Annotated in this window: 23 protein-coding genes; 14 read left to right on the forward strand and 9 right to left on the reverse strand. The window is 65.9% G+C overall.

What is annotated here, in order from left to right; genetic code table 11:
* Positions 1-47: 47 nt before the first annotated feature.
* From CEW88_RS07450 to CEW88_RS07460, 3 genes are all read right to left on the reverse strand, one after another.
* Positions 48-1,088 (reverse strand): substrate-binding domain-containing protein, encoded by a 1,041-nt coding sequence (locus CEW88_RS07450; RefSeq protein ID WP_108965564.1) that lies wholly within the window; start codon positions 1,086-1,088, stop codon positions 48-50.
* Positions 1,089-1,452: 364 nt separating this feature from the next.
* The gene (locus tag CEW88_RS07455) at positions 1,453-2,517 is read right to left on the reverse strand and encodes an ATP-binding protein (RefSeq protein WP_108965566.1); all 1,065 of its coding nucleotides are present in this window, start codon (positions 2,515-2,517) and stop codon (positions 1,453-1,455) included.
* The gene (locus CEW88_RS07460) at positions 2,517-3,698 is read right to left on the reverse strand and encodes a trans-sulfuration enzyme family protein (RefSeq protein WP_108965567.1); all 1,182 of its coding nucleotides are present in this window, start codon (positions 3,696-3,698) and stop codon (positions 2,517-2,519) included. Before CEW88_RS07460 ends, CEW88_RS07455 begins: the two co-directional genes overlap by 1 nt.
* A gap of 313 nt (positions 3,699-4,011) precedes the next feature.
* Between CEW88_RS07460 and CEW88_RS07465 the strand changes: the two genes are divergently transcribed.
* Positions 4,012-4,521, forward strand: a complete 510-nt coding sequence (locus CEW88_RS07465) for a hypothetical protein (RefSeq protein ID WP_203594987.1) — start codon at positions 4,012-4,014, stop codon at positions 4,519-4,521.
* Positions 4,522-4,539: 18 nt separating this feature from the next.
* On the opposite strand, the gene CEW88_RS07470 is transcribed toward CEW88_RS07465, so the two are convergent.
* Genes CEW88_RS07470 through CEW88_RS07480 form a run of 3 tightly spaced genes read right to left on the reverse strand, consistent with a single transcriptional unit; the run spans position 4,540 to position 6,588 of the window.
* Positions 4,540-5,061, reverse strand: a complete 522-nt coding sequence (locus CEW88_RS07470; protein ID WP_108965569.1) for a gamma carbonic anhydrase family protein — start codon at positions 5,059-5,061, stop codon at positions 4,540-4,542.
* Complete coding sequence (gene gmk, locus CEW88_RS07475) at positions 5,058-5,702, reverse strand: guanylate kinase (protein WP_108965571.1); 645 nt, start codon at positions 5,700-5,702, stop codon at positions 5,058-5,060. Before gmk ends, CEW88_RS07470 begins: the two co-directional genes overlap by 4 nt.
* 7 nt (positions 5,703-5,709) lie before the next feature.
* Positions 5,710-6,588: a YicC/YloC family endoribonuclease gene (locus CEW88_RS07480; RefSeq protein ID WP_254694364.1), complete on the reverse strand. Its 879-nt coding sequence runs from the start codon at positions 6,586-6,588 to the stop codon at positions 5,710-5,712.
* A 279-nt stretch (positions 6,589-6,867) separates the two neighbouring features.
* Between CEW88_RS07480 and CEW88_RS07485 the strand changes: the two genes are divergently transcribed.
* Positions 6,868-7,575 (forward strand): PAS domain-containing protein, encoded by a 708-nt coding sequence (locus tag CEW88_RS07485; RefSeq protein WP_254694365.1) that lies wholly within the window; start codon positions 6,868-6,870, stop codon positions 7,573-7,575.
* Between the two features lie 108 nt (positions 7,576-7,683).
* Here the strand turns inward: CEW88_RS07485 and CEW88_RS07490 are convergent, their stop codons facing one another.
* Entirely contained in the window at positions 7,684-8,598 is a 915-nt protein-coding gene (locus CEW88_RS07490) for a UTP--glucose-1-phosphate uridylyltransferase (protein ID WP_254694366.1), read from the reverse strand.
* Between the two features lie 450 nt (positions 8,599-9,048).
* Here CEW88_RS07490 and CEW88_RS07495 point away from each other — a divergent pair, with 450 nt between their 5' ends.
* Genes CEW88_RS07495 through ggpS form a run of 3 tightly spaced genes read left to right on the forward strand, consistent with a single transcriptional unit; the run spans position 9,049 to position 12,464 of the window.
* A complete protein-coding gene (locus tag CEW88_RS07495) occupies positions 9,049-10,170 on the forward strand; it encodes an NAD(P)H-dependent glycerol-3-phosphate dehydrogenase (protein ID WP_235940072.1) in 1,122 nt (373 codons plus the stop codon).
* Positions 10,167-10,943 (forward strand): HAD-IIB family hydrolase, encoded by a 777-nt coding sequence (locus tag CEW88_RS07500; RefSeq protein WP_108965581.1) that lies wholly within the window; start codon positions 10,167-10,169, stop codon positions 10,941-10,943. The genes CEW88_RS07495 and CEW88_RS07500 overlap by 4 nt, the downstream gene beginning before the upstream one ends.
* A 3-nt stretch (positions 10,944-10,946) precedes the next feature.
* Complete coding sequence (ggpS, locus tag CEW88_RS07505) at positions 10,947-12,464, forward strand: glucosylglycerol-phosphate synthase (protein ID WP_108965583.1); 1,518 nt, start codon at positions 10,947-10,949, stop codon at positions 12,462-12,464.
* A gap of 166 nt (positions 12,465-12,630) precedes the next feature.
* Here the strand turns inward: ggpS and CEW88_RS07510 are convergent, their stop codons facing one another.
* Positions 12,631-14,001: a class II 3-deoxy-7-phosphoheptulonate synthase gene (locus CEW88_RS07510; RefSeq protein ID WP_108965585.1), complete on the reverse strand. Its 1,371-nt coding sequence runs from the start codon at positions 13,999-14,001 to the stop codon at positions 12,631-12,633.
* Between the two features lie 260 nt (positions 14,002-14,261).
* Between CEW88_RS07510 and CEW88_RS07515 the strand changes: the two genes are divergently transcribed.
* From CEW88_RS07515 to CEW88_RS07550, 8 genes are all read left to right on the forward strand, one after another.
* A complete protein-coding gene (locus tag CEW88_RS07515) occupies positions 14,262-15,263 on the forward strand; it encodes a GlxA family transcriptional regulator (protein ID WP_108965587.1) in 1,002 nt (333 codons plus the stop codon).
* A 202-nt stretch (positions 15,264-15,465) separates the two neighbouring features.
* On the forward strand, positions 15,466-16,650 hold the full coding sequence (locus CEW88_RS07520; RefSeq protein WP_108965589.1) for an ABC transporter substrate-binding protein: 1,185 nt from the start codon (positions 15,466-15,468) through the stop codon (positions 16,648-16,650).
* A gap of 127 nt (positions 16,651-16,777) precedes the next feature.
* Positions 16,778-17,560 (forward strand): ABC transporter ATP-binding protein, encoded by a 783-nt coding sequence (locus CEW88_RS07525; RefSeq protein ID WP_108965591.1) that lies wholly within the window; start codon positions 16,778-16,780, stop codon positions 17,558-17,560.
* Entirely contained in the window at positions 17,557-18,381 is an 825-nt protein-coding gene (locus tag CEW88_RS07530; RefSeq protein WP_108965593.1) for an ABC transporter ATP-binding protein, read from the forward strand. The genes CEW88_RS07525 and CEW88_RS07530 overlap by 4 nt, the downstream gene beginning before the upstream one ends.
* Positions 18,374-18,796, forward strand: coding sequence for a hypothetical protein (locus CEW88_RS07535; protein ID WP_108965596.1), 423 nt, complete (start codon positions 18,374-18,376; stop codon positions 18,794-18,796). Before CEW88_RS07530 ends, CEW88_RS07535 begins: the two co-directional genes overlap by 8 nt.
* Positions 18,796-19,806: a branched-chain amino acid ABC transporter permease gene (locus CEW88_RS07540; protein WP_108965598.1), complete on the forward strand. Its 1,011-nt coding sequence runs from the start codon at positions 18,796-18,798 to the stop codon at positions 19,804-19,806. The genes CEW88_RS07535 and CEW88_RS07540 overlap by 1 nt, the downstream gene beginning before the upstream one ends.
* Positions 19,803-21,095, forward strand: a complete 1,293-nt coding sequence (locus CEW88_RS07545) for a branched-chain amino acid ABC transporter permease (RefSeq protein ID WP_108965600.1) — start codon at positions 19,803-19,805, stop codon at positions 21,093-21,095. The genes CEW88_RS07540 and CEW88_RS07545 overlap by 4 nt, the downstream gene beginning before the upstream one ends.
* Before the next feature lie 226 nt (positions 21,096-21,321).
* Positions 21,322-21,552, forward strand: a complete 231-nt coding sequence (locus CEW88_RS07550; RefSeq protein WP_108965602.1) for a hypothetical protein — start codon at positions 21,322-21,324, stop codon at positions 21,550-21,552.
* Between the two features lie 52 nt (positions 21,553-21,604).
* Here the strand turns inward: CEW88_RS07550 and CEW88_RS07555 are convergent, their stop codons facing one another.
* Positions 21,605-22,225 carry a helix-turn-helix domain-containing protein gene (locus tag CEW88_RS07555; RefSeq protein WP_108965604.1) on the reverse strand — a complete coding sequence of 207 codons (621 nt, stop codon included), beginning with the start codon at positions 22,223-22,225 and terminating at the stop codon, positions 21,605-21,607.
* A gap of 88 nt (positions 22,226-22,313) precedes the next feature.
* Between CEW88_RS07555 and CEW88_RS07560 the strand changes: the two genes are divergently transcribed.
* On the forward strand, positions 22,314-23,825 hold the full coding sequence (locus CEW88_RS07560) for a class I adenylate-forming enzyme family protein (protein ID WP_108965606.1): 1,512 nt from the start codon (positions 22,314-22,316) through the stop codon (positions 23,823-23,825).
* Positions 23,826-23,856 lie beyond the last annotated feature (31 nt).

Genomic DNA, 23,856 nt, shown 5'->3' on the forward strand with positions numbered 1-23,856 from the left:
CGGAGGGCAGCGCGAAGCCGCCCTCCGGAAATCGGACCTGCGTCCGATTACATGCTTTCGCCCATGGTCACTTCGTCAGCAACTTTGGCTTGGGTGTCGGCCAGCTCGGGGTCGGACACGAGGCCGTAATTGGCCAGCGGGCCATCGGGGCCGGCGATCTCGTCGGCGACGAAGAATTCTGCGAATTCCTTCAGGCCGGGGATGACGCCGATGTGGGCCTTCTTGATGTAGAAGTACAGCGGACGCGACACCGGGTAGTCGCCCGAGGCGATGGTCTCGGTCGAGGGCTCGATGCCGGACATGGTCGCGACCTTGAGCTTGTCGGTGTTGTTTTCGTAGAACGCCAGGCCGAAGACGCCGACGCCGTTCGAGTTGCTGTCGATACGCGCGAGGGTCTCGGTGTAGTCGCCGTCGATGTCGACCGACTTGCCGTCGGTGCGGACCGAGATGCAGGCGCCTTCGGCGTCATCTTCGGACATGCCCGACGCGATCATGGCTTCCAGCGCGCCAGTGGCTTCGCAGCCCGCCGCCAGCACCTTCTCTTCGAAGACTTCACGGGTGCCGTGCTTGGTGCCCGGGATGAAGGCCGCGATCTCGACGTCCGGCAGATCGGCGTTGAACTCGGACCATTTGGTGTAGGGGTTGTCGACCAGTTCGCCGTCCTTCAGCACTTTCGGTGCCAGCGCGTTGTACCAATCGGCCGGCTCGAAAGCGGTGAACTCGGGGCCGGTCTTTTGCGAGGCGAAGACGATGCCGTCGTAGCCGATGCGGACTTCGATGATGTCGGTCACGCCGGCGTCGGCGCAGGCCTTGACCTCTTTGTCCTTGATCGCGCGCGAGGCGTTCGCGATGTCGATGGTGTTCTCGCCGACACCTTCGCAGAAGCGCTTCAGGCCAGCCGAGGAGCCGCCCGATTCCACGACGGGGGTCGGGAAGTCGAAGTTCTCGCCGAAGGCTTCGGCGACGATCGAGGCGTAGGGCAGCACGGTCGACGAGCCGGCAACCTGCACATTGTCACGTGCGGCAGCAGCCGTGGCCGAAGCAGCGGCGAGCGCGAGTGCCGAAACGGCGAGTTTCACGGATTGCATAGGAATGCTCCTGTTGGGTCAGATACAGCCCCCCGGTCGGGGACCTCGAGGCGGTGCCTAGGCGTCCTGCGCAATCCTTTTGTGACACTAGCGTAACGGTTTTATGACAATAGAAGGAGAGTCAGAAGAAAGCTCCTCAAGAAGAGTCCAATTACTAGTTATTTCAATTACTTAATCAACTCACACCGATATGAGAAATTCTGTAATTTTCCGCGACGGAAGCCCGCAGGTGCAAAGCTCTCGCGGGCATACGGCAGATTTTTACACGCAGAAGCTGCGCATTCATGACAGCCCGCCGCGACAACGGGAAGCGCCTCTGCGGCGCCAACAAAAAGAGCGGTCAGCAGAATCGCCGTAGCGGGGGTCAGGCCTCTTCGCCGCGGGGTGGGCCCGCCCGCAACGGCAGGATTACCCGAAAGGTGCTTCCCTTGCCGGGGGTGCTCTCGATGCGCAGCCGGCCGCGATGGCGGTTGACGATGTGCTTGACGATCGCCAGCCCAAGTCCGGTGCCGCCCATCTCGCGCGATCGGTGGCTGTCGACCCGGTAGAAGCGCTCGGTCAGGCGCGGGATATGCAGCGGATCGAAGCCAGGGCCCGTGTCGATCACTTCGACCTCGACGCCATCGGCGCGCAGCCGGGGGTGGTAGGCGGGTCCCGAGAGCCGCAGAGTCACCTGCGCGCCCTTCCCGGAGTATTTCACCGCATTCTCGACGAGATTCACGAAGACCTGCCGCAGCTGGTCCGGGTCTCCGGCGATCTCGAGCGGCGTCTCGGGCAACTCGGGGATCAGCGTCACCCCGGCCTCTGCCGCCACCGGCGCGAGGCTGCTGAGCACGGAGCTCAGAAGGTCGGCCAAGTCGACAGGGTGGGTCGGGCGCACCCGTTCTTCGGCCTCGAGCCGGCTGAGCGACAGCAGATCGCCCACAAGGCGCTCCATGCGCCCGGCCTCGTTGCCCATGATCTCGAGAAAGCGCTCGCGGGCGGCGGCATCCTCGCGCGCCGGGCCGCGGAGTGTCTCGATGAACCCCAGAAGCGCGGTGAGCGGCGTGCGCAGCTCGTGGCTGACATTGGCGACGAAGTCGCGGCGCATCTGCCCCGCCTGCTCCATCTGCGTCACGTCGGCGAAGGTCAACAGCACCCCCGGCCCCTTGGACAGCGCGACGGCGCGGCACGAAACGTCGAAAGTGGTGTCCTGCCGCCCGTCGCTTGTCAGGTAACGGGTCTTGCGCGGCGCCCCGTCGCGCATCGTCCCTTCGATCGCATCGAGCAGCACCGGCTGACGCAGCACGGTGATGAAGTGGCGCTCCACGAGCCCCTCGCCCAAAAGGGCGACGGCCTCGGCATTGGCGGCATCGATCCGCTCGTCCCAGCGGATCAGCACCGCCGGGAGTGGCATGGCAGCGATCAGATCGCGCGCCTCGGCATGCATCAGAGCGCGCTCGCCGCCTTGAGGCCGGCCTCGAAGACCTCGAGCAGCGCCTCGGGCTCCTCAAGGCCGACCGACACGCGGAAGAAGCCCTCGGAGATGCCGAGCGCGGCCCGGCCCTCCGGTGTCAATGCGCGGTGTGACGAGGACGCCGGATGCGAGAGCGTGGTGCCCACGTCGCCCAGCGTCGGGGCAAAGGCGATGCCCTGCGCCGCCTCGGTAAAGGCATTTGCCGCGGCGCGCCCGCCCTCGAGCTCGAAGCTCAGCATGTTGCCGGGGTTGCCGCGCAGCACCGATTGCGCGCGGGCGGCATCGGGGTGGTCGGCGCGGCCCGGATAGAGCACGCGCTTCACACCGGGCTTACCGGTGAGGAAGTCCGACAGGCGCTGCGCCGTCTCCTGGCTCTGACGGAAGCGCATCGGGAAGGTCATCAGCCCGCGCTCGGCCAGCCAGCAGTCAAAGGGGCTGGCGGTCAGGCCTGCGGTGACTGCAAAGACGCGGAGGCGCTGGTTCAACTCGGGGTCCTTGGCCGCGACCCAGCCCAGCGTCACGTCGGCATGGCCCGCAAGCAGCTTGGTCACCGAATGGATCACGATGTCCGCCCCGCGTTCGACCGGCTTGATCGCTGCGGGCGTGGTGAAGGTGTTGTCCACCGCCAGCAGCACGCCTTTGTCCTTGCAGAGCGCGGCGATGCCGTCGAGATCGGCGATGCGCAGCGTCGGGTTCGACACCAGCTCGATCAGCACCAGCTTGGTCTCGGGGCGGATCGCGGCGGCGAAGGCGTCAATGTCGGTCGGATCGGCCAGAGATGTCTGGATACCCAAGCGCGGCAGATCCTCGGCCATCATCCGCAACGAGCGCCCGTAAAGCTGATCGGCCCCCAGCACGTGGTCGCCGCTCCGCAACAGGCCCAGCAGGACGGCGGTAACCGAGGCCATGCCCGAGCCCATGACGATGCCGCCGCTCATCCCTTCCAGCGCGTCGATACGCTGCGCAAGAACGTCGGCGTTGGGATGACCCTCCCGCGCGTAGGTGTAGCCGGAGGTCACGCCATTGTACTGGTCGTCGAGCGAGTCCGGGCTGTCCGAGGCGTAGACCACCGCCGGCATGATCGGCGTCACAACCGCCGAGGAGACCGAGCCGGGAACGGCGATTGGGCGGATGAGCGTCTTTCGGGTGTCCATGGGGCCTCCATATTTCGGCCACAGGCTTTGCACAGCGCCCCCGTCAGGACAAGGGTGAGAATGTCGGCGACTTTCCGCCCAGGTCGGTTGGTAAACAAAGCCCAGAGAATGCCCGACTTTCACTGACAAAGGGTCGCTTTCATCTTCACAAATGGAGACAAAGATACGATTTTTGTGAGACTGTTTACTGTCGCCTGATTTACACTCATGTAAGGAGAAGTTTGCAAAAATTTGGGTTGCCTTTTGCCCAATTCTTAACACATCCTTAAGGTGTAGGTGGGGGCACCTACAACCCACAGGAGCGTCGATAGAGATGCAGAACGATCCTCTCGATGTACGCTGTAGTGAGTGTGGAAAGGCTGCTCAGTTCTTCGAGCCTTTCCGGTTTACCTGTGTCGTACGGCTCCCTGAAGTGCCGGAGAACTCCCACGTCTGGGGCCGTGTCATCGTCGAAGAACTCTTTCCCGAGCAGTTTAGCTGGGAACAACCTGCCTGCGACAAGCCGAAATTCCTGCAGCCGGGAGAGACCGGCGAAGGCTACAGGCTGAACACGCGCGGCATGGTGTGGTGCAAGGCCTGCAAGACCTTCGAGGCCGCCACGATCTCTTGGCCGGAAGACGCTTTCTGGAAACTGAACGTGAAGGGCCATGAGCTGGTTGCCCGCAATCGCGAGCACGCCGAGCAAATCCTCGGGTTCCTGCAGGAAACGCAGCGCGCCCCGAACCGGAAGCCCGCCCTGCGCGGCATTCCGACCGCCCTGCTCACCCGCCGGCTTCAACAGGAAGTCAGCAGCAGGCTGGAGCGTGCGCTGGCCACCGCGTGACGGCCAGCAAAACTCTTGTCAGATGGCACAAAGCCCGGCGCGGAAGCGTCGGGCATTTTTCTGGTAGCCCTTCGCCGATTTGCGCAGGCCCTCGATGGCGGCCTCGTCGAGCTGACGTACCACCTTGCCCGGCATGCCCATCACCAGGCTGCCATCCGGGATTTCCTTGCCCTCGGGGATCAGCGCGCCCGCGCCGATCAGGCAGTTGCGGCCGATCTTCGCGCCGTTGAGGATCGTCGCCCCCATGCCGACCAGGGAGTTCTCGCCGATCGTGCAGCCGTGAAGCATGGCCTTGTGGCCGATGGTGCACCCCGCGCCGATCACCAGCGGATAGCCCATGTCGGTATGGCACACGACGTTTTCCTGAATGTTGGAGCCGGCGCCGAGGCGAATCTCCTCGTTGTCGCCGCGCAGGGTACAGCCGAACCAGACCGAGCTGTCTTCTTCCAAAACGATCCTGCCAATCAAGTTTGCATCTGGCGCCACCCAGGCGCTCTCGTGCACCTCGGGGGCGACGCCGTCCAGCGCGTAGAGAGTCATTGATCGCCCTCCTCGAATTCCGCCTGCAGCGCCCGCACGTGGTTCAGCAGGCCCGGCTGCTGGGTGCGGCGCAAGCGGGTCGCGGTGATGATGCTCTTGAGCTGCGCCTCGGTTTGGTCGAGATCCTCGTTCACCAGCACGAAATCATACGAGCCCCAGTGCGAGATCTCGTCCCAGCTCTTCTGCATCCGGCGGTCGATGACATCCGCGCCATCCTGGCCGCGCGCCTCGAGCCGGCGCTTGAGTTCGGCGATCGACGGCGGCAGCAGGAAGATCGACAAGGTATGCAGCCCCAACTCGGAGTTGGTGATCTGCTGCGCGCCCTGCCAGTCGATGTCGAAAAGCACGTCCTGCCCGTCGATGATCGCATCGCGCACCGGCCCCTTGGGCGAGCCGTAGAAATTGCCGAAGACATGCGCGTGCTCGAGCATGTCGCCGTGCGACACAGCCTTCTTGAACTCGCTCTCGGTCATGAAATGGTAGTCGTCGCCATCCACCTCGCCCGGCCGGGCGTCGCGGGTGGTGGCCGAGACCGAGAAAATGATCGAGGGGTCCCAGGCGCGCAGCCGCTTTGCCAGGGTCGATTTGCCCGCGCCCGAGGGCGACGAGAGGATGATCAGGAGGCCGCGCCGTTCATTCATGTTGGTCTTACTCCACGTTCTGCACTTGCTCGCGCATCTGGTCGATGACCGTCTTGAGGGTCAGGCCGATCTGCGTCAAGGCGGCGGAGCCGGATTTCGAGCAGAGCGTGTTCGCCTCCCGGTTGAATTCTTGCATCAGGAAGTCCAGCCGCCGCCCCACCGCGCCTTCGGCGGCCAGAAGCTCGCGCGCGGCGCCGATATGGGCGGTCAGCCGGTCCAGTTCCTCGGTGACGTCGGATTTAACCGCGATCAGCGCCAATTCCTGCGTCAAACGGGCCTCGTCAAACCCATGGGCCGGATCCAAGACCCGCGCAAGTTGGGCGCGCAGCCGCTCGGCCTGCTCGTCCTTGCGTGCCTCGACCGCCACAGCCGCCTGCTCCACCAGCGCCTCGACCTCCTCGAGCTGTCCGGTCAGGATCTCGGCCAGCGCCGCGCCCTCGTGGCGGCGCATCTCTCCGAATTCCGCCAAGGCCTCGCCAAAAGCCACCATCAGCTCCTCCCGGAGCGGCCCGACATCCGCCGGCGTCGCGTTGCTGCTGAGCACCCCGCGCAGGGCCACGACCTGCGCAGACGTAGAGGGCGACAGCACCAGCCCCCTCCCCGCGGCCGCGCCCTCGATCCGCGCCATCGCGGTGAGAATGCGCGTCAACACCGCCTCGTCGAGTTCCGCGGAGCTGTCCTCGCCGCCGCCCTGCACCCGCAGCGAGATCTGCACGCTGCCGCGGGTCAGCGCCTTCTGCGCGGCGGCGCGCACCAGCGGCTCGAGCCCCTCGATCCAGTCTGGCAGGCGTAGGCGCAGCTCCAACCCCTTGCCGTTGACCCCGCGCAGCTCCCAGCCCCAGCGCAGCCCCGCTGTCTCGCCGCTGCGCGATGCGAAGCCGGTCATAGATTGCCGCATTTGAGCCCCTTTCAAAATTCACCCCGGGCAAATCCAACCGCCCGCTTTTCAATCGCCTATCCGTCTCGCGCCGCCCTGTCCACCCGGCAGGCCAAAGCGGACGTTAACCTTTCAGCCACAATTGGGGCGAAAACAGGTCGCATTTGAGGTAACTTCGTCTCCAATGCTCGTCAGACTGTTTCGGGGGTACAGCCGGGCTGCGCAAATGTTACGATTGGAGTAAGCAAGATGTTCGGACTGGGTGGCAGTGGCGAAGGTGTGGTATCGATGACGGAGCGTGAACAGGAGCGGCGCCTCGCCCCCCTGCGGCAGATCGAGTCCTATTGGCGGAATCTTCTCGGCGATGAGGGTCAAATCCCGCTGCGCAGCCAGATCGACCCGAGGAACATCGAGGAAGCCCTCGAGTACGCCTTTCTCGGCGAGCGCATTGCGCCGATGCTGGCCAAGGTCCGCGTTGCTGGCACACATCTCAATGACCTCATGGGCCTCGACATGGCGGGCATGCCGCTCTCGACGCTCATCGCCCCCGAGGACCGCGAGCAACTTGGCGCCGCGGTGAGCAAGCTGTTCTCCGACGGGCTGGTGATCCGGCTGCATCTCGTTGCCGAAGAGGGCTTCGGCAAGGGCCGATTGAGCGGCGACATGTTGCTGCTGCCCTTACGCTCGGATCTGGGCGACATGAGCCGCATGATCGGCGCGCTTGTGACCCACGGGCGGATCGGCCGCACGCCGCGACGATTCCGGATCGAGAGCATCTCCATGCAGGCTCCGAGGCAAGGCGAGGCCGTGCCCGCCCCAGCGCCTTCGGAAAAGCCAGATCCCGCACCGAGACCCGTGTACAAGCCAGCGCTCAAGCCCGCTGCTGCGCCCCGCGGCCTCGCAGAAGGCGCCACCCCCTTCCGCGGGGCACCGCCGAAGGAGACCAAGGACAAGCGTCCACCATACCTGCGCCTGATCATTTCCAACGACGACTGAGCGGGTTTTGCTCCCCGCCTCACACCATGAGGCGCGACAAAAAAGGCGCGGCACCCATCGGGGCCGCGCCATGTCACTCGCCAATCAGACTTCTCTGAACGCCTGCTGTCACTCCGCGGCCATCGGCATCGGCTGCATCTCCTGCAGCACCGGATGGAATTCCTTCTGCGTGCCAGCATAGGCCAGCGTTGCGCGCAGCATCCCAGCCTTGGAGCCACAGTCGAAGCGGTCGCCAGAGAAGCGGAATCCGCAGAGGCCCACCTTTCCTGCGCCGAGCGCGATGGCGTCGGTCAACTGGATCTCTCCGCCACGACCTGCCGGCAGGCCGTCGAGTTCCGCAAAGATCGACTCGTCGAGCACGTAACGCCCGACCACTGCCTGTAGCGACGGCGCCTTGTCGGCCTCGGGCTTCTCCACCATGCCGGAGGCGCGCAGCATCTGGCCCTCGGGCTCGCCTTCCGGGACGAGCACGCCGTAGGCCGACACCTCGTCGCGCTTGACTTCCATGGTGGCGACCATGTGACCCGGTTCGCTCGTCTCATAGGCGGCGATCATCTCGGAAAGGCACCCCGGCTCGCTGATGATGAGATCGTCGGGCAGGATCACTGCCACCGGTCCCGGCAGCGCATGCTCGACCGCGCAGAGCACGGCGTGGCCCAGTCCTAGCGGCTCGGGCTGCATGACAAAGAACACCTCTTCCTGCTCGGGGTCGATCGCCGCCGCGTGCAACGTGTCGGCGATCTGGTGTTTGCCGCGCTCGCGCAGGGTTGCGCAGAGGTCCAGGTCTTGGGTCACGTAGCGCTCGATGGCCCCCTTGCTGGGGTGCGACACGAAGATCATCCTCTCGATGCCGGCGGCACGCGCCTCGTCGATGGCGAACTGCAGCAGCGGCTTGTCGAGCACCGGCAGCAATTCCTTCGGTGTCGCCTTGGTGGCGGGCAGGAAACGTGTGCCAAGGCCGGCAACGGGGAAGATCGCAGTGCGGACCTTTGACTTGCTGGTCTTTTTCTTGGGCGTGCTCACGTCGTGGTCTCCTTTCGTCAGCCCGGTCGGGGCCGAGAAGCTGATGAGGCCGCATCCTCGCTGGGGCGCCTGAGGGCGCATCCGCTGCGCTGCGGCGAATGGGTAAGAGCGTATGGCCATTTCTGGCCAGGTCAAATCCGGGCACTCACACATGAGCGGCGCACCGCCCAAGTCATTGTAATTGCGTACGTGAGGTAAACGCCCAAGCCGCCAAAATGGTTCCATGCCTAAAATTTAGGCACTCACTGAGGGTGGAAACATCCCTTTCACGACAGGGGTTTGGCGAAAAACGCTCTCGCAGCTGCAGAAAAATCACGCGTGCAGCGGTGGCCATCGGGGAACAAAGCCCTATTGTCAGCGTTATCAAGCAAACAGAACGGAGAGAGCCCTCAGGGCCGTCAACGATGCCATTTCGGCAGCGGCCCCTCATGTGTCATGGACGGACAGAGCATGCAAACCCCGCCCGCGCAGCCTCGCGGCCTCACCGGCCCGCGCCGCGCCACGCCCTACTCCCGCCTCACGGTGATCGGCATGGGGAGCTGGGGGACCGCCCTCGCAGCCACCGCCGCGCGTGCTGGATGCGACACCCGGATTTGGGGACGCCGCCCCGATCTCGCCCGCGCCATGGCCGAGACCGGCGAAAACACCGACCACCTGCCCGGCATCAAGCTGCCGGCCACGCTGAGGCCCACCTCGGACCTGCGCGAGGCGCTTGAAGGTACCGAGGCGGTGCTGCTGGTCACCCCGTCGCATACGCTGCGCGACGTCGCCCGCTCGATGCGGGACTTCCTGCCCGCGGGCGTCCCGCTGGCGCTCTGCTGCAAGGGCATAGAGCGCGGCACCGGTTATCTGCTGAGCCATGTGGTCGAGGAAGAACTGCCCGGCCATCCGGTTGGCGCCCTCTCCGGCCCGACATTCGCCACCGAGACCGCGCTGGGGCACCCCACCGCCGCCACAGTCGCCTTCAACTTCAGTCACCACGACCGCATCGAGCCGGAAAAAGCGCCTGCCGCCCGGCTGGCGCTGACCATGCAGACCGATGCGTTCCGCCCCTATGTGTCCGACGATCTTGTCGGCGTCGAGGTTGGCGGCGCAGTGAAGAACGTGATTGCCATCGCCTGCGGCATGATGACCGGCGCCGGTTTTGCCGAAAACACCCGCGCCGCGCTGATCACCCGCGGCATGGACGAGATGAAATTCCTCGCCGAAGCGCTCGGCGGGCGCCGCGAGACCGTCACCGGCCTTTCCGGGGCGGGCGATCTCACCCTCACCTGCTCGTCCACCACCTCGCGCAACATGGCGCTCGGCACCCAGCTCGGGCGCGGGCTGGCGCGCGAGGAGTGTTTTGACGGCAAGCCGGTTGTGGTCGAGGGCGAGGTCAACGCGGTCTCTGTGGTCGATCTTGCACGGCGGCTCGGTGTCAGCATGCCGATCTGCGAGGCGGTGCATGCCGTCCTGCACGAGGGCGCTCCGCTTACCGCCACCTTCCAGCAGCTCTGGGCCGCCCCGATCGAGGGCGAGCCCCGCGCGCTCGATCTTTTCCTGCATCCCCACGAAGGAGACCCCGCATGAGCCTCGATACCACGAAGGCCCGAGACATCGCCACCTGCCGCTTCGTGCTGGCCACCGATCTCGACGGAACCTTCCTCGGGGGCTCCGAAGAGGACAGGAAAACGCTCTACGATTGGATCGAGGCCAACCGCGACACGGTCGGGCTGATCTTTGTCACCGGACGCGACCCGCGGTTCATCCGCGAGCTCTGCGACGGCGGCGTGCCCTGGCCCGAGTTTGTCGTGGGCGACGTCGGCACCACGATTGCCGAGGTCGTGGATGGCGAGATCCACCCCATCGAGCGGCTCGAGGAAGAGATCGCCGAGACCTGGGGCAACGCCGGCGACACCGTCCGCGCTGCGCTTCATGGCCATCCCGGCCTGACGCTGCAGCCCACCGACTTCCGCTACCGGGTGAGCTACGATCTCGATGCAGAGGCCTATGACGGCGCGGCCCACGACAAGGTCCGCGAAATGGGCCACGACCCGCTGGTGTCTGACAACCGCTATTTCGACGTGCTGCCGCGCGGCATCTCAAAAGGGCCGTCGCTGCGGCGGCTGGTCTCGCATCTGAAGATCGAAGAACGCCGGGTGCTTGCCGCCGGGGACACGCTGAACGACCTGTCGATGCTGCAATGCGGCCTGCCCGCCGTTGCCGTCGGCGGTGCCGAGACCGCGCTTCTCAAGGAGGTGAACGCCCTGCCCCATGTCCACAAGGCCGAGCGCATCGGCGCCGCGGGCATCCTCGAGGCGATCCGCACCTTCCAAATGCACGACCTTCCGAAAGGAGCCTGAGCCATGTCCAGTGATCTGGTGATCGTCTATCATCGTCAGCCCTACGAAGAAGTCGAGGTCGACGGCAAAATCGAATACCGCGAGAACAAGAGCCCGAACGGCATCGTCCCCACGCTGAAGAGTTTCTTCGGCTCGGTCGAAAAGGCTGCGTGGGTCGCGTGGAAAGAGGCCGAGGATCCCTCCAACCCCGGCTTCGACCGCGTGGTGGAGATCGAGGACAGCTTCGGAGAGTACACCGTCTCGCGCCTGCCGTTGACCGCCGAGCAGGTGCGCAGCTTCTATCACATCACTTCGAAAGAGGCGTTCTGGCCGATCCTTCACGGCTTCAAGGAGAAGTACAACTACGACCCCGTCGACTGGCCGACCTTCCGCGAAGTGAACTGGGCCTTCGCCGAGGCGGCGGCATCGGAGGCCGCGCAGGGCGCATCGGTCTGGGTGCACGACTACAACCTCTGGCTGGTGCCCGGCTACCTGCGCCAGATGCGCCCCGACCTGCGCATTTCGTTCTACCACCACACCCCCTTCCCGGCCGCCGATATGTTCAACGTGCTGCCGTGGCGCGGCGAGATCATCGACTCGCTGCTGGCGGCCGATGTCGTCGGCTTCCACATCCCGCGCTATGCGGCGAACTTCCTGAGCTGCGTGCGAAGCCTGCGCGATGTCGGCAACGTACCTCGCGCCAAGGTGGCCGATGACATGATCTCGGAGGGCTCTGCCCTGTCCGACCGCACTGTGCCCACCGAAATCCACATGGATGACGGGCACATCGTGCAGCTCGGAGTGACTCCGGTGGGCGTCGACGTCGAGTACATCAAGGGGCTTGCCGGCACCGAGGACACGGACAAGCTTGCCGCCCGCTTCCGGTCCGAGATCGGCGACGGCAAGCTGCTGCTCTCTGTTGGCCGCACCGACTACACAAAGGGGGGCGCCGACCAGCTGCTTGCCTTCGAGCGCCTGCTGGAACGCCGACCCGAGCTGCGCGGCCAGGTCCGCCTGCTCCACGTCTCGGTCCCGGCCAACCGGAATATGACCGTCTACGAGCCGATCCAGAAAGAGCTCGAAGAAATCGCCGGCCGGATCAATGGTCGCTTCGGCAGCTTTACCTTCCAGCCGGTCGCGCTGATTTCCCGCGCGATACCCTTTGTCGAACTGGTGGCATGGTACCAAGTGGCGGATGTCGCCTGGATCACCCCGCTGGCTGACGGGATGAACCTCGTGTGCAAGGAATACGTCGCCTCGCGCAAGGATGGTGACGGCGTGCTGGTGCTCTCGGAATTCGCAGGTGCGGCAGTGGAGATGGGGGCGGCCGTGCTCACCAACCCCTGGTCGACCCGCGCCATGGATTTCGCCATCGATCTCGCGCTCGACATGCCCGAGGAAGAACGCCGCGCCCGCATGGCCCTCCTGCGTGCGGCGGTCGAGAAGCGCGACACGCGGCATTGGGCGTCGGACCAGTTGTCGCTGCTGTCGCCGGAGAACTTCGGCAAGAAAGCCGGAAAGGGCGAGACCGAAGCCGCCTGATCCCCTTCGGACATCGCTTGATCACCCCGCCGCGACCAGCGCGCGGGGTGATTTGTGTTTGCCCGCGCCCGGCGCGCAATGAACAAACGGAAAAGGCGGGCCCGAAAGCCCGCCTGATCACATTCGTCTGACACCTGCCCGTCTGGGACGAAGGCCGCAGCCCGCCTCAGGCGGAGGCCACATCCCCTTGGGTTTCGCGCATCGCCGTCAGCTCCTGCGCGACGAGGAAGGCGAGCTCCAGCGACTGCGAGGCGTTGAGGCGCGGATCGCAGGCGGTGTGGTAGCGGTCCGACAGGCTCTCGTCGGAGACGGCATAAAGCCCGCCGGTGCATTCCGTCACGTCCTGGCCGGTCATCTCGAAATGCACGCCGCCGGGCACGGTGCCCTCATCGCGGTGCACTGCAAAGAACTCGCGCACTTCACTCAGCACCGACTCGAAGGGCCGCGTCTTGTAGCCCGAGGCCGACTTGACGGTGTTGCCGTGCATCGGATCGCAGGTCCAGAGCACCTTGGCGCCCATTTCCTTGACCGTCTTGATCAGGCGCGGCAGATGATCGCCCACCTTGCCCGCGCCGAAACGCGCGATCAGGGTCAGGCGGCCCGCCTCGTTCTCGGGGTTCAGCTTCTCGATCAGGACCTTGAGATCCTCAGTGGTCATCGAGGGGCCGCACTTCAGGCCGATTGGGTTCAGCACGCCGCTGGCGAACTCGACGTGCGCGCCGTCGGGCTGACGCGTGCGGTCCCCGATCCAGACCATGTGGCCCGAGCCCGCGAGCCACTTGCCCGAGGTCGAGTCGACCCGTGTCAGCGCCTCTTCATATTCCAGCAGCAGCGCCTCGTGGCTGGTGTAGAAGTTCACCTGGTGCAGCGCCGCCGAGCGCGAGCTGTCGATGCCCGCGGCCTTGATGAAGTCGAGCGTGTCCGACAGGCGGTTGGCCATCTCGCGGTAGCGCGTGGCTTTCTCGCCCTCGACGAAGCCGAGTGTCCAGGAATGCACCTGGTGCACGTCGGCGTAACCGCCGGTCGAAAACGCGCGCAGCAGGTTCAGCGTGGCGGCGGCCTGGGTGTAGGCCTGCAGCATCTTCTGCGGGTTGGGCTGGCGCGCTTCGGGGGTGAAGGCCAGTTCGTTGATGATGTCGCCGCGGAAGCTCGGCAACTCGACACCGTTCACCGTTTCGGTGGGGGCAGACCGCGGCTTGGCGAACTGGCCGGCCATACGGCCCACCTTCACCACCGGCACCTTGGCGCCATAGGTCAGCACCATTGCCATCTGCAGCATCACCTTGAAGGTGTCGCGGATGGAGTTTGCCGAGAACTGTTCAAACGCCTCGGCGCAGTCCCCGCCCTGCAGCAGGAACGCTTCGCCGCGCGACGCCTTGCCAAGCTCTTCGCGCAGCCGCCTGGCTTCGCCGGCAAAGACCAGCGGCGGATACTTCGCAAGCTGTGCCTCGACTGCGTTCAGCTCTGCCTGGTCCTGATAGTCCGGCATCTGAATCCGCGGTTTTGCTCTCCAGCTCGATTTGCTCCACTCGGTCATGGCTCTCTCCCAGCGACACTCCGTTAGCGTAAACGTCTTGGTAAAAACGTCCTGTGGCTATACCGAAGAGGCGGTCCTAAAGCCATAGGAAAAAGCGCCCGATCTGCCTCGGCGGAAGGCGCCCCCGGACGCGCAGAAAAAAAGCACTTCACTCTGCATCTTTTGTCACGAAAACGACATCCCTTGACGCTGCGTGGCTTTCCTGCCCATGTGACCTTCGCCCGCCCCCGCGCGGCGGGTGCCCATCAAGGATCCGCGCGATGTCCGACCCGCGAGTGCCCGCCGCACCAGCCAGCGTCCCGAAGCCGCGCCGCTTCGTCTTTGTCCTGCTTCAGGAATTTACCCTTCTGAGTTTCTCGGCCGCCATCGAGACACTGCGGATCGCCAACCGCATGGCGGGGCAAACGCTCTACGACTGGCGCCTCACCGGCGCCGAGGGCGACAGCGTGCGCTGCTCGGCGGGGGTCGAGTTCCGGCTCGATTGCGCGCTGCCCGAGCTCAGCCGCGACGACACCATCATGGTCTGCGGCGGCATCGACGTGCATCTCGCCACCACCCGCAAGCTGCTGGGCTGGCTGCGCCGCGAGGCCCGGCGTTGCCAGGCAGTGGGCGGGCTCTGCACCGCGAGCTGGACGCTGGCCAAGGCCGGGCTGCTCGACGGCAAGCGCGCGACCATCCACTGGGAGAACCACGACGGCTTCTCCGAGGAGTTCGAGGAGGTCGAGCTTTCAAAGCGAATCTTCGTGATTGACGGCAACCGGATGACCGCCGCGGGCGGAACCGCCTCAATCGACCTCATGCTGAAGATCATCGCCGACGACCACGGCTCTGATCTGGCGAACGCGGTGGCGGACCAGCTGGTCTACAGCTCGATCCGCACCGATCAGGACACCCAACGCCTGTCGGTGCCCACCCGCATCGGCGTGCGCCACCCCAAGCTGAGCCAGGTCATCCACCGCATGGAGGCCAATATCGAAGAGCCGGTCAGCCCCGCTGTGCTGGCCAAGGAAGTGGGCATGTCCACCCGCCAGCTCGAGCGGCTGTTCCGCCGCTATCTCAACCGCTCGCCCAAGCGCTACTATATGGAGCTGCGCCTGCAGAAGGCGCGCAACCTGCTGATGCAGACCGACATGAGCGTGATCAACGTCGCACTGGCCTGCGGCTTCGCCAGCCCGTCGCATTTCTCGAAGTGCTACCGCGCGCATTACCAGACAACGCCCTATCGCGAGCGCGGCACCTCCGGCACCCGCGCCGAGGAATAACGCCGCGCGCCCTCCGGCGCCCGAGACGCAGAGGCGCCGCACTATAATCCCCCTGCTCAGCGCGCACGCCATGGTTTGCGCAGCGGTATCCACATTGACGTTACTGGAGCGTATTTTTGCTGCGCTGAACGCTCTTTTCTTTTGCAATTTGCCCGCATAGGCTCCCGACTTAATAACAAGTAACCAATTCGGGAGATACTACATGAAGAAGTGGCTTCTGGCCTCTGCGCTTCCGCTCGTCACCGCCGGTGCCGCCTATGCGGATGAGGCCAAGATCGGCGTCATCCTCGGCTTCACCGGCCCGATCGAATCCCTGACGCCCTCGATGGCGGGGAGCGCCGAGCTGGCGCTGGCGGAAATCAACGAGAGCGGCAACTTCCTCGAAGACGTGACGCTGGTTCCGGTCCGCGCCGACTCCACCTGCATCGACAGCGCAGCCGCCACCGCCGCGGCCGAACGACTGGTGACCACCGATGGCGTCGTCGCCATCATGGGCGCGGACTGCTCGGGCGTGACAGGCGCGGTTCTGTCGAACGTAGCCCTGCCGAACGGCGTGCCGATGATCTCGCCCTCGGCGACCTCGCCGGCGCTGTCGGCGGCCGAAGACAACGGCCTGTTCTTCCGCACGTCCCCCTCGGACGCCCGTCAGGGCGAAGTGCTCGCCGGCATCCTCGGTGAGCGCGGCATTTCGTCGGTGGCGGTGACCTACACCAACAACGACTACGGCAAAGGCTTTGCCGATGCCTTCGAGGCGGCCTTCAAGGACGCCGGCGGCGAGATCACCCTCGCCTCCCCGCACGAAGACGGCAAGGCCGACTACTCGGCCGAAGTCGGCGCGCTGGCCTCGGCCGGCGGCGACGCGCTGGTGGTGCTGGGCTACTCGGACCAGGGCGGCAAGGGCATGATCCAAGCCTCGCTCGACACCGGTGCCTTCGACACCTTCGCGCTGGGAGACGGCATGTATTCCGACGCGCTCCTCGCGGACCTCGGCAGCGACATCGACGGATCCTTCGGCTCGGTGCCGTGGGCGGAAGGTGAAGGTGCAGAGAAGTTCAAGGCGGTTGCGGAAGCCGCCGGCGTGAACTCCGAAAGCTCCTACACCCGCGAAAGCTACGACGCCGCGGCGCTGATCGCGCTGGCGATGGCCAAGGGCGGCGAGCCCTCCTCGGCCGCGGTCGCCGCGAACATCCTCGACGTCGCCAACGCACCGGGCGAGCCGATCCTGCCGGGCGAGCTGGGCAAGGCCCTCGAGATCCTCAAGGCGGGCGGCGAGATCGACTACGTCGGCGCCACAAACGTCGAGCTGATCGGACCGGGCGAAGCCGCCGGCACCTACCGCTATTACGAGATCAAGGACGGCGCCTTCGAGACCGTCTCGTTCAAGTAAGCGAAAGACCACAGCGCCCGGAGCCAGAGCTCCGGGCGCTTCTCAACGCAAGGCCGCGGAAGAACACGCGCCGCGAAGAACCAAACAAAAACACGGGCAAAAAACGGGCCCGCTGGGAAAACAAGATTTGATCCGCGTCGAAAACCTTCACCGCCATTTCGGCGGTTTTCGTGCCGTTGACGGGGCCAGCCTGGAGATCGCCAAGGGCTCGATCACCGGGCTCGTCGGGCCCAACGGCGCCGGCAAGACCACGCTGTTCAACGTCGTCGCCGGGGCGCTCGCGCCCACCTCGGGCCGGGTGCTCATGGATGGCGAGGACGTGAGCGGGCTGCCGCCGCACGAGCTCTTCCATAAGGGGCTGCTGCGCACCTTCCAGATCGCGCATGAATTCAGCTCGATGAGCTGCCGCGAGAACCTGATGATGGTGCCGGGCAGCCAGTCGGGCGAAAGCCTGTGGAACGCCATTTTCGGCCGCGGCCGCATTGCCCAGGAAGAGGCCATGCTGCTGAAGAAGGCCGACGAGGTGCTCGACTTCCTGACCATCTCGCACCTCAAGGACGAGAAGGCGGGCAACCTTTCGGGCGGTCAGAAGAAGCTGCTCGAGCTCGGCCGCACGATGATGGTCGACGCCAAGATCGTCTTCCTCGACGAGGTCGGCGCGGGGGTCAACCGCACGCTGCTCAACACCATCGGCGACGCCATCCTGCGGCTCAACCAGGAGCGCGGCTACACCTTCTGCATGATCGAACATGACATGGATTTCATCGGGCGGCTTTGCGACCCGGTCATCGTCATGGCCGAAGGCAAGGTTCTGGCCGAGGGCACGGTGGACGAGATCAAGGCAAATGAGGCGGTGATCGAGGCCTATCTCGGCACCGGACTGAAGAACAAGGAGATGATCGGCGGATGAGCGGCGAGATCTACGGCGATCGCGGCAACAAGGACCGCTCGATCACCAATCCCAAGGGCATGGGCGACGCCTGGCCGGTGAAACCCGGCGGCGCAGCCCATGCGGCCCCCGGGGGGCCCTTCCTCATCGGCGATGCGATGACCGGCGGCTATGGCAAAGGCGCGGACATCCTGCATGGCTGCACCATCGCCGTCGAACGCGGCGAGATCGCCGTCATCGTCGGACCGAACGGTGCCGGCAAGTCCACCGCCATGAAGGCGGTCTTCGGCATGCTCGATCTGCGGTCGGGCTCGGTGCGACTTGATGGCGAGGACATCACCGAGCTCTCGCCGCAGGACCGCGTGCGGCGCGGCATGGGCTTCGTGCCGCAGGTGCGCAACATCTTCCCCTCGATGACGGTGGAAGAGAACCTCGAGATGGGCGCCTTCATCCGCAAGGAAGATTTCCGCCAGACCATGGAACAGGTCTACACGCTGTTCCCGATCCTGCGCGACAAGCGCCGGCAGGCGGCGGGCGAGCTCTCGGGTGGCCAGCGTCAGCAGGTGGCCGTGGGCCGCGCGCTGATGACCCGGCCCAAGGTGCTGATGCTCGACGAGCCGACCGCGGGCGTTTCGCCCATCGTCATGGACGAGCTTTTCGACCGTATCCTCGAGGTGGCGCGCACCGGCATCCCGATCCTCATGGTCGAGCAGAATGCCCGGCAAGCGCTGGAGATCGCCGACAAGGGCTACGTGCTGGTACAGGGCGGCAATGCCTTCACCGGCACCGGCAAGGAGCTGTTGGCCGATCCTGACGTGCGGCGGAGCTTCCTCGGTGGTTGATCTGCATCGCCGGCTGACCGGCGCAGCGATCTGCGGGGCACTCTCCCTCGCGGCGCTGCCCGCCTTCGCGGAAGGCGCGCGCGTCTCGCTCGCGTGCGATCGCGTCACCGTCTGCTCCGAGGCGGGAACCTGCGCCGATGCGGAGGGCCAGGTCAGCTTCGTTCTGGCGCCGGTCGACACCGATGCCACCGGCGCGGGCGCCTACGAGCTCACCATCGACGGCGGCGCCTCCCTGGCGGCGCAGGCGATGAGCTTTGCCGGTCCCTATCTCTGGGCCCCGGCGCTCGGCCACCGAGAGACGCTGACCTTCACCAGTGAAACCTCCGCGCTCTGGCTCCGCCAGACCATCGAGACCGGCACCACTGCGCCGCCCTCGGCGGAGATCGACTTTCTGACATGCAGGATCCTACCCTGATGGACTTCCTCAACGCATTCGTGGCCTTGGCCAATTTCGTCATCGTGCCGGCGCTCGCCTACGGCAGCCAGCTGGCGCTCGGCGCGCTCGGCGTGACGCTGATCTACGCAATCCTGCGTTTCTCCAACTTTGCCCATGGCGACACCATGGCCTGGGGCACCATGTGCGCCGTGCTGGCCACCTGGGGCCTGCAGGCCGCGGGGATTAGTCTCGGACCGCTTCCGACCGCCCTGCTCGCCATCCCCGCCGGCATCGCCGGGGCCGCGGTGCTGGTGCTGGCGACCGACCGCGTGGTCTACCGCTTTTATCGCGCGCAAAAGGCCAAGCCGGTGATCCTGGTGATCGTCTCGATGGGCATCATGTTCGTCTACAACGGGCTCACGCGCTTCGTGATCGGCCCCGATGACCAGAACTTCGCCGACGGCGAGCGCTTCCTGATTTCTGCGCGCGACTTCAAGGCGATGACCGGCCTCGATGAGGGCCTCGCGATCAAGACCACCCAGGCGCTCACCGTTGTGGTGGCGCTGATCACCGTCTCGCTGCTGTTCTGGTTCCTCAATCGCACGCGCACCGGCAAGTCGATGCGCGCCTATTCCGACAACGAGGACCTGGCGCTGCTCTCGGGCATCAACCCCGAGCGTGTGGTCACCGTGACCTGGCTGATCGTGGCGGCGCTGGCGACCATCGCCGGGGTGCTCTACGGGCTCGACAAGAGCTTCAAGCCCTTCACCTACTTCCAACTGCTGCTGCCGATCTTCGCGGCGGCCATCGTCGGCGGCATAGGCAACCCGCTCGGTGCCATCGCCGGCGGCTTCGTCATCGCCTTCTCCGAGGTCGGCATCACCTACGCCTGGAAGAAATTCCTCACCTACTTCCTGCCGGAGAGCATGGCGCCCGACGGGCTCGTGCAGCTGCTTTCCACCGACTACAAATTCGCGGTCAGCTTCGTGATCCTGGTGATCGTTCTGCTGTTCCGCCCGACCGGACTGTTCAAGGGGCAGACCATATGACCCGCACCATTGGTCTTTTCGCGCTGGTCGCAGCGCTGATCCTCGGCACCGGCTTCCTGCAGAGCTGGAACTCGGCGCTGATCATCCTCAACATGGGCCTCGTGAGCGCGATCATGGCGCTCGGGGTGAACCTGCAGTGGGGTCTTGCCGGTCTCTTCAACGTCGGCGTCATGGGCTTTGTCGCCGTCGGCGGCCTGGCCGTGGTGCTGGTCTCGATGGCGCCGGTCCCCGAGGCTTGGAATGCTGGCGGCCCCCGCGTCATCGGCGCGATCCTCTTCGGCATCGCCGTGGTCGTCGCGGCCGTGCTGGCCTGGAAGAAGCTCGGCACCGGCGTGCGCGGCTGGGCCGTGGCGGCAATCACCGTGGCGGGCTTCTTCGCCTACCGCGCGCTGCTCGACCCGGCGGTGGATGCCATCGAGGCGGTGAACCCCGCAGCCACCGGCTATCTCGGCGGGCTCGGCCTGCCAGTGCTGCTGGCCTGGCCGGTGGGCGGCGTGATGGCGGCGGGTGTGGCCTGGGCGATCGGCAAGACCGCGCTCGGCCTGCGTTCGGACTACTTGGCCATCGCGACGCTGGGCATTGCCGAGATCATCATCGCGGTGCTGAAGAACGAGGACTGGCTGGCGCGCGGCGTGAAGAACGTCATCGGCCTGCCCCGCCCCGTTCCCTACGAGATCGACCTGCAGGCCGATCCGGGCTTCGTCGAAACCGCCGGCTCGCTGGGCCTTGATGCCACCACGGCCTCGACGCTGGCGGTGAAGCTTGGCTACTCGCTGCTCTTCACCGTGGTGCTGGTGGTGCTGCTGATCCTCGCCCAGCTGGCGCTGAAATCGCCCTGGGGTCGGATGATGCGCGCGATCCGCGACAACGAGACCGCCGCCGAGGCCATGGGCAAGGACGTCACCCGTCGCCACCTGCAGATCTTCGTGCTCGGCTGCGCGCTCTGCGGCATGGCGGGGGCGATGATGACCACGCTCGACGGCCAGCTCACCCCGGGCACCTACCAGCCGCTGCGCTACACCTTCCTCATCTGGGTGATGGTGATCGTCGGCGGCTCCGGCAACAACCTTGGCGCGGTGCTCGGCGGCTTCCTGATCTGGTTCCTCTGGGTGCAGGTCGAGCCGATGGGCCAATTCGCGATGAACCTGATCACCTCGGGCATGGCCGACGGCTCGGCGATCAAGGCCCATCTTCAGGACAGCGTCCAGCACATGCGGCTGCTGACCATGGGGGTGATCCTGCTGCTGGTGCTGCGCTTCGCACCGCGCGGGCTGCTGCCCGAGAAGTAAAACGTGCCGCTGACCCCGCCCCCGGCGGGGTCAGCGACCTTTGGCCGAGAGCCTCCCCGGGGCTGCGCGGGCTTTGGCCGAACGGACAGCGTGTCGCAGCCTAAGACTATGGTAATCTGCCCGTTTCATCTTAGGTGGACGTCACCGCCGACGAACCTGCCCTCCGCCGGTGCGCAAGAGGCCGGGAACATCGTCCCGGCGCATTCGTTCAGGAGTCATGAGACACATGAATTGGCAAAGCATCACCCGCAACTGGGGCCTCACCGCCGAACGCCTCCCGCAACGCTTCCCGCATCTCGACAGCGACGAGCTGCGCGCACGCCCCCGGAGCCGCGAGGAACTCACCGCCGAGATCGCCCGGCGCCACGACCTGACCCTGCAAGAAGCGGAACGCGAGCTCGACGATTGGGCCTTCGCGCTCGGCGCGGCCCAGAAGCTCGACCGACTTGCTGGCTAAGCCATCCCGAGGACTGTGTGGCCGGGCCGCGTGACCCCGCCCGCGCGCCGTTTCACCCCAGCGAGGTCACCCAGAGGATGCTCGCATCCTCGGCACTGACCGACACCACGTTGTGCCCCATCGAGGCGTCGTAATAGGCAGAGTCGCCGCGGCGCATCTCGATGGGCTCATAGAACTCGGTGTAAAGCGTTACGACGCCCGTGAGCACGTAGAGGAACTCTTCTCCGTCGTGCCGAACCCAGCCGTCGAATTCGTCCATGGACCGGGCGCGCACCCGCGCGCGGTAGGGCAGCATCTTCTTGCGGGTCAGCGATTCCGCCAGCAGTTCATGCTCGTAGGTCGTAGTGACCTGCCGCAGCCCCTCGCCGTCCTTGACGTGCACCATCCGGCCCGAGACCTGCTCGCGCTTCGGCGGGGTGAAAAGCTGGGGCACTGATATTCCCAGCCCTACCGCCAGCTTCTTGAGCGCCTCGTAGGTCGGAGACATCTGCCCGTTCTCGATCTTCGAGAGCGTCGAGCGCGCCAGCCCGGCTTGCTTGGCGGCCTGTTCCAGCGTCCAGTCCCGTTCCTTGCGCAGCTCGCGCACGCGCGCGCCCAGATCGAGCGGCTCGGCGGAGTGTTCCTGCCCGGACTCGCGGGCAATGCGGATGAGGGTACGGGGATCACGCGACATGAAACTGCCATAGCCTTCCGCCGCCACGCTTGCAATGCCGCTTGCGGCGGGGTTGCGCGACTCCCGCCGCCCGCCTAAGCCTTTAGCCATGCTGTCCGTTTTCGATGAGGGCGCCTTTGCCCCCTGTCCCGCCCGCTTCAATCTCGCCGCCCATGTGCTTGCGGCGGGCGCGGCCACGCCCGACAAGATCGCTTTGTCGATCCTGCGCCCCAGCGCGGCCGAGCACTGGTCCTACGCGCGGCTCATTGCTGCGGTGCGGGGCACCGCAACCGGGCTCCTGCAGGCGGGGCTCGAGCCAGGGCAGATCCTGCTGCTGCGGCTGGGAAACACGGTGGATTTTCCAATCAGCTACCTTGGCGCCATCGCCGCAGGCATCGTACCAGTGCCGACCTCCTCGCAGCTGACCGAGCCCGAGGTGGCCCGCATCGTCGCGCAGCTTTCCCCCGCAGCGATCCTGCTGGGCGAAGGGATCGCCTGTCCCGCCACGGAAATCCCGACCCACACACCCGAGCGTTTCACCCCCTGGCACGACCTGCCGCCCGCAGACTACGCCGTGGGTGATCCGGAGCGGCTTGCCTACATCATCTACACCTCGGGCACCTCCGGCGTACCCCGCGCCGTCGCCCATGCGCATCGCGCGATCTGGGCGCGACAGATGATGATGGAGGACTGGTACGGTCTGCGCACCGACGACCGGCTGCTGCACGCCGGCGCCTTCAACTGGACCTACACGCTGGGCACCGGCCTCATGGACCCCTGGACCCGCGGCGCCACTGCGCTCATCCCCAAGGCCGGCACCGATCCTGCGCAGCTTGCAGTGCTGATGAAGCGCAACGATGCCAGCATCTTCGCCGCCGCGCCGGGCGTGTTTCGGCAGGTGCTGAAATTCCCCCTCCCGCCTCTGCCCGAACTGCGCCACGCGCTCTCCGCCGGAGAGAAACTCTCCGACCCGATCCGCGAGCGCTGGCGCGCGGCGACGGGCAGCGAGATCTACGAGGCCTTTGGCATGTCCGAATGCTCGACCTTCATTTCGGAATCCCCCGAAAGGCCCGCCGCCGCCGGCACGCTCGGCCGTCCGCAGAGCGGGCGGCGCGTGGCCGTTCTCGGCCCGGACAACGCGCCGGTCCCACTCGGAGAAGCCGGTACGCTCGCGGTGCATCGCACCGACCCGGGCCTCATGCTCGGCTACCTCGGGGCGCCCGAGGAAACCCGGGCGCGGTTTGCCGGCGACTGGTTCCGTACCGGCGATCAGGCCGCAATGGCCGAGGATGCCTCGATCAGCTACCTCGGCCGTGGCGATGACATGATGAACGCCGGCGGCTACAGGGTCTCGCCGCTGGAAGTCGAGGCGGCGCTGGCGGGTCTGCCGGGAATCCTCGAACTGGCGGTCACCGATCTTGCGGTGAAAGAGGGCGTGCGGGTCATTGCCGCTTTCTACGTCGCCGAAACCGAGCTTGATCCGGACATGCTCAAGGCTGCCGCGGCCCAGAAACTCGCGCGCTACAAGCAGCCCCGCGCCTGGGTGAGGGTCGAGACCCTGCCCCGCAACGCCAATGGCAAGCTGCGGCGCAAGGCGCTTCAGCTGTTCGCACCGGAGTGACGATAGGGGCCGGGCGCGGTGCCCGGCCGCC

This window comes from Alloyangia pacifica, from assembly GCF_003111685.1.
GTDB classification, from domain to species: Bacteria; Pseudomonadota; Alphaproteobacteria; order Rhodobacterales; family Rhodobacteraceae; genus Salipiger; species Salipiger pacificus_A.